The sequence below is a fragment of the Pseudomonas sp. NPDC090752 genome (assembly GCF_055584805.1).
The window spans coordinates 24,032-30,031 of sequence record NZ_JBVJLI010000030.1; the positions used below are offsets into that span (position 1 = coordinate 24,032).

3 protein-coding genes are annotated in these 6,000 nt (G+C 64.0%); 2 read left to right on the forward strand and 1 reads right to left on the reverse strand.

Features of this window, described 5'->3' with window-relative positions; translation table 11 throughout:
- Positions 1–422 precede the first annotated feature (422 nt).
- Together ACZ6YA_RS25350 and ACZ6YA_RS25355 are read left to right on the forward strand one after the other, a co-directional pair.
- Positions 423–782: a sel1 repeat family protein gene (locus ACZ6YA_RS25350; RefSeq protein WP_465900414.1), complete on the forward strand. Its 360-nt coding sequence runs from the start codon at positions 423–425 to the stop codon at positions 780–782.
- 154 nt (positions 783–936) lie between these two features.
- A complete protein-coding gene (locus ACZ6YA_RS25355) occupies positions 937–2,310 on the forward strand; it encodes a DNA recombination protein RmuC (protein WP_465900420.1) in 1,374 nt (457 codons plus the stop codon).
- On the opposite strand, the gene ACZ6YA_RS25360 is transcribed toward ACZ6YA_RS25355, so the two are convergent.
- Positions 2,282–5,758, reverse strand: coding sequence for a hybrid sensor histidine kinase/response regulator (locus tag ACZ6YA_RS25360; RefSeq protein WP_465900416.1), 3,477 nt, complete (start codon positions 5,756–5,758; stop codon positions 2,282–2,284). The genes ACZ6YA_RS25355 and ACZ6YA_RS25360 overlap by 29 nt on opposite strands.
- Positions 5,759–6,000 lie beyond the last annotated feature (242 nt).

Below are 6,000 nucleotides of genomic sequence, written 5' to 3' on the forward strand. Positions count from 1 at the left end.
GCACTTGTTCACATTAGCGCCGAGAGTTGTAACAGCCCGGCAACAGTCCAGTCGGAGCTCGCCAATGCCTTGACTGGTACCTTAAGTCAATGAAAAAAAACACTAATTTCAGCTGGTGAAAAAATCGTCAGTTTGACTGTAAGCCCCATTTCATAGGGGTTTGCGGGGTTCGTAAGGGGGTTGTCCACCGAGTTATCCACAGGAACTGTGGATTGTCCCGAGCGCTTGCTCTAGGACGGGTGTGCCAGCAAATCAGAGAACTGTCCGACAATCGTGAGGCGCCTGCAGACCGGTTGGTCATCCACTTGGAAACGTCAAGAAAAGATCAGTGATTTTTTTTTCAACCCTCCATAAATCGACGGGTCATGCGCGAGAAAAAAGAGTAGAGTGGCGCGCCTTTCGGGTTGCCTTCCCTGTTACTCATGAAATTTCGCGGTAAACACCTCGCCAGCGCTGCTGTGGCGTCACCAGCACCGTCACCCAAACGCTTCTCATTGAAGGTTGCCCTGTGGCTGCTCGATAACCCACGCCTGGGCGACAAACCCCAGGTCAAGCATTTGGCCGGGCGCCTGCTCAAGCAGCCAGCTCGCCAGGGGGTGGTGGTTGCCCAGAGCCGGCTGGGGCAGATGCTTTGCCGCGATTGCGGCAACGCTCGTGACCGGCGCATCGGCCATGAGTTGCTGCGCCAGGCAGCCCGCGCTGGCGATCAACGGGCGCAGCTGGAGTACGCGCGGCTGTGCCAGGCCAACGTGCCGGAGCAGGCGCCAGAGCAAGCGGACTGATAAGCTGCAGTTCATTTGCATCAAACCGTTCGGGGTAAGCATGGCAGTGGATCTGACCAGCATTCTGCTGGGCTTGGTGGCAGGTGCTTTGCCTTGCCTGGTTTGGCTCATGCAGGTGCAGCGCCGCCACGGCGCGCGGCAGGCTGAGCACGCCTTGCTCGAAGAGCGCCTCAATGGCGCCCAGCTGGCCCAAGCCGGCCTGCAGGCACAGTTGGATGCCAGCCGCGACGAGGTCAGCGACCTCAGCGAAGCTAACACCCTCAAGCAGGCGCAATTGGCCGCCCAGGGGCGCGAACTCGAACTGCTGCAGGTCGACCGTGACAATGCCCGCGACGCCGCCCACGCCTGGCATCTCGAACGGGCGAACCGCGAGGCCGAGTTGCGTCGCCTGGAAGCCCAGGGCGCACGCCTGGAGGCTGAGCTGCGCGAGCAGCAGGACAGCCACCAGCAGCGCCTGGAAGACCTGCAGGAAGCCCGCGACACGCTGCGTGCTCAGTTTGCCGACCTGGCCACGAAAATCTTCGACGAACGCGAACAGCGCTTTGCCCAGACCAGCCAGCAGCACCTGGGGCAGTTGCTCGACCCATTGAAAGAGCGCATTCAGGCCTTCGAAAAGCGCGTCGAGGAAAGTTACCAGCAAGAAGCGCGCGAGCGCTTCTCGCTGGGCAAGGAGCTGGAACGCTTGCAGCAACTCAACCTGCGCCTGTCCGACGAAGCCACCAACCTCACCCAGGCGCTCAAGGGCCAGAAAACCCAGGGCAACTGGGGCGAGTTGATCCTCGAGCGCGTGCTGGAGCATGCGGGCCTGGAGAAGGGCCGCGAGTACCAGACTCAGGTCAGCCTGAAAAGCGCCGACGGCGAGCGCTTCCAGCCTGACGTGCTGATCATGCTGCCGGGCGACAAGCAGGTGGTGGTCGATGCCAAGGTCAGCCTGACCGCTTACCAGCAGTACGTCAGCGGCAATGATGAAAATGCCCTGAAGCAGCACGTCCAGTCGCTGCGCAGCCACGTCAAAGGCCTTTCGAGCAAGGACTACAACCGCCTCGAAGGTCTGCACAGCCTGGATTTCGTGCTGCTGTTCGTGCCCATCGAGGCGGCTTTTTCGGCAGCCCTGCAAGCGGAGCCGAACTTGTTCCAGGAAGCGTTCGACCGGCAGATCGTGATCGTCAGCCCAACCACCCTGCTGGCCACCCTGCGGGTCATCGACAGCCTGTGGAAGCAGGAGCGCCAGGGCCAGAACGCCCGCGAGATCGCCGAGCGCGCCGGCTGGCTGTACGATAAGTTCGTGCTGTTCATCCAGGACCTGGATGAACTCGGCAACCGCCTGCAGCAGGTCGACAAAGCCTATGCAGCCGCGCGCAACAAGCTCTGTGAGGGGCGCGGCAACCTGGTCAGCCGCAGCGAGCAGCTCAAGCTGCTGGGTGCCCGTGCCAGCAAGAGCCTGCCGGCCGACCTGCTGGAGCGGGCGCTGTCAGATGAAGGGCTGGCGGATGTGGCGGTTACTGCACCAGGCTCAGATGGCGATTGAGCAGGGCGCGCAAGGCTGCTGGCTTGACCGGCTTGGCCAGGTAGTCCAGGCCTGCGGCATGTACCGTGGCCAAGGTTTCCTTGCTGCCGTCGGCGCTGATCACCACACCCGGCACCGGTTCGCCCAGGCACGCGCGTAGCCAGCCCATCAGCGCGGTGCCGGTGTCGCCGTCATCCAGGTGATAGTCCACCAATGCCAGGTGCGGGCGCATGCCCTGGGCCAGCAGCGTTTCGCACTCTGCACGGTTGCGCGCCGTCCACACCTTGCAGCCCCAGCGGCTGAGCAGGCTGTTCATGCCGATCAGGATGCTGTCTTCGTTGTCGATGCACAGCACCTGCAGCCCGGCCAGCGGCTGGCTGGCCTGCTCGACCGGCGTGGTCGGCGCGGCCACTGCCTGGCGGGCGATCGGCACGCTCACGCGAAACACCGTGCCTTGGCCTGGCCATGAGCGCACTTGCAGCGTGTGGCCGAGCACCCGGCACAGGCCATCGGCGATCGCCAGGCCCAGCCCCAGGCCTTTTTCGGCACGGGTTCGGTGGCTGTCCAGGCGTTTGAACTCCTGGAAGATCACCTGCAGCTTGTCGTCGTCGATGCCCGGGCCGCGATCCCACACTTCCAGCCACAGTTGCTCGCCCTGGCGGCGCACGCCCAGCAAGATCGGGCTCTTGCCATAGCGCAAGGCGTTGGTAAGGAAGTTCTGCAGCACCCGGCGCAACAGTTTCATGTCACTGTCGACCCGCAGGCGGCTGCCACGCAGGCGGAACTCCAGGCCCTTCTCGGCAGCCAGTACCTTGAACTCGGCGCCGAGGGTGTCGAACAGCTCACTGAGGGCGAATGGCTTGGCGTCCGGGGTGATCTTGCCGTTTTCCAGGCGCGAGATGTCCAGCAAGTCGCTGATCAGCTCTTCGGCCGAGCGCAGGGAACTGTCCATGTGCTGCACCAGTTGCTGCGCTTCGTCGTTCAGGCCCTCGGCCTGCTGCGACAGGGCGGCAGAGAACAGCCGCGCGGCATTGAGCGGTTGCATCAGGTCGTGGCTGACCGCTGCCAGGAAGCGGGTCTTGGACTTGCTCACCGCTTCAGCCTGACTCTTGGCCTCCGAGAGCGCCTGGTTGAGCTGCGACAGTTCGTGGGTGCGTTCGGCCACGCGCTGCTCCAGCCCTTCGTTGGCATCGCGCAACGCTTGTTCCGCTTCACGGAACGGGGTGATGTCGGTGAAACTCATGACGAAGCCGCCACCGGGCATCGGGTTGCCGATCAGCTCGATCACCCGGCCATTGGGGAACAATCGTTCGGACGAGTGCGCCCGGCCCTGGCGCATCCAATGCAGACGGCGCGCTACATGCACTTGCGCTTCGCCCGGGCCGCACAGGCCACGTTCTGCGTTGTAACGGATGATGTCGGCAATTGGCCGGCCAACACTGATCAGCCCCTCGGGGTAGTTGAACAGCTCCAGGTAGCGGCGGTTCCAGGCCACCAGGTGGAGGTTCTGGTCGACGACGCTGATGCCCTGGTTGATGTTCTCGATGGCGCCTTGCAGCAGCGCGCGGTTGAACTGCAGCACCTCGCTGGCTTCGTCGGCGATGCGCACCACGTCTTCGAGTTGCATGTCGCGGCCTTCGATCGCTGCCTTGACCACGGCGCGGGTCGAGGAGCTGCCGAGCACGCCGGCGAGCAGGCGCTCAGTGTGTTCGATCCAGTCGCCGTCGGCGTTCTGGTTGGGGTTGAAGCCTTTGCCCTGACGGTAGGCGAAGCGGATGAAGCTTTGCCGGGCGCGTTCCTCGCCGACGAAGCGCGAGGCCAGGGTCAGCAGGTCATCGATCTGCACCGCCAGCAGCGGCTTGCCATTGGGCCGCGCGCTGGTCTGCTGGCCGATGAAGCGCCCGGCCTGCCAGTGCTCCGAGACGCGGGTGCGCGACAGCATCGAGACCCAGGCAAACAGGGTGAAATTGCCGGCCAACGACAGCACCACCCCTTGGGTGAGCGGCGTGATCGGCAGGTTCAGCGGGTTGCCGTGCAGCCACGCCAGGCCTGGAAACAACTCAAGCGACCAGCCCAGGCTATGCGCGGTGATCGGCAGCACCAGGGTGTAGAACCACAGGAAGATGCCTGCGGCGAGGCCGGCGAACACGCCGCGGCGGTTGGCCTGTTTCCAGTACAGCGCGCCAAGCATGGCCGGGGTCAGTTGGGTCACGGCGGCGAAGGCGATCTGGCCGATGGTCGCCAGGCTGGCCGTGGAGCCGAGCAGGCGGTAGCTGACATACGCCAGCAGCAGGATGACCACGATGGTCACCCGGCGCACCGACAGCATCCAGTGGCGGAACGCTTCGAACGGCCGCTCGGCGTTGTTACGGCGCAGCAGCCACGGCAGCAGCATGTCGTTGGAAACCATGGTCGACAGCGCCACGGCCTCGACGATGACCATGCCGGTGGCGGCCGAGGCGCCGCCGATGAAGGCCAGCAGGGCCAGGCTCGGGTGCGCTTCGGCCAGCGGCAGGCTGATCACGAACGAGTCGGAAATCACCGTGCCGGGTAGCAGCATCTGCCCGGCCAGGGCAATCGGCACCACGAACAACGCGGCCAGGGCCAGGTACATCGGGAACACCCAGCGCGCCAGGCGCATGTCCTGAGGTTCGATGTTTTCCACCACGGTGACGTGGAACTGCCGTGGCAGGCAGATGATCGCCATCATCGCCACGGCGGTCTGCACCACCATCGACGGCCAGTTGATGGTTTCCTGCCAGTAGCTCTCAAGGTGCATGGACTGGCGTGCCTGGGTCAGCAAGTCGTCAAAACCGTCGTACAGGTTGAACACCACGAACACACCGACGGCGAGGAATGCCAGCAGTTTGATCAGCGACTCGAAGGCAATCGCCAGGACCATGCCACGGTGGTGTTCGGTGACGTCCAGGCTGCGGGTGCCAAAGACGATGGCGAACAACGCCAGCACCAGCGACACCACCAGCGCGGTGTCCTGCACGCGGGTGCCGGTGGCATCGGCATTGGCGCCGATCAGCAGGTTGACACCCAGCACGATGCCTTTGAGCTGCAGGGCGATGTAGGGCAGCACGCCAACCAGGCAGATCAGCGCCACCACCACCGCCAGGGTCTGCGACTTGCCGTAGCGCGCGGCGATGAAGTCGGCGATCGAGGTGATGTTCTGCTGCTTGCTGATCAGCACCATCTTCTGCAGCACCCAGGGTGCGAAGATCAGCAGCAGGATCGGACCCAGGTAGATCGGCAGGAAGGCCCACAGCTGTTCGGCGGCCTGGCCGACCGCACCGAAGAAGGTCCAGCTGGTGCAGTACACCGCCAGCGACAGGCTGTACACCCAGGCACGCAGGCGCGGCGGCAGCGGCGTGCTGCGGCGGTCGCCGTAGAAGGCGATGGCGAACATGACGGCCATATAGGCCAGGGCGACCACGGCGATCAGCCCGCTGGACAACGACATGAAAACTCCGGAGCAAGAAAGGTAACGCGGTCCCGATCAACCAGTCTGGCACGCAGCCGGCGGTTCGTCAGCGCCGACGATGGTCGCAGGCAGGGCCTCTTCGCGGGGCAAGCCCGCTCCCACATTAGACCGGCGTGAGGCGTTCCATGTGGGAGCGGGCTTGCCCCGGTACAAACCGAAGACATCGTTTACATTTCAAACCGGGGACATTGTTTACAGGCTAATACGCATGATCAGGAGGT

Bases quoted from the DNA above. Each gene is read 5' to 3' on its own strand.
- ACZ6YA_RS25350 (WP_465900414.1), top strand. From the start codon at position 423: ATGAAATTTCGCGGTAAACACCTCGCCAGCGCTGCTGTGGCGTCACCA.
- ACZ6YA_RS25360 (WP_465900416.1), bottom strand. From the start codon at position 5,758: ATGTCGTTGTCCAGCGGGCTGATCGCCGTGGTCGCCCTGGCCTATATG.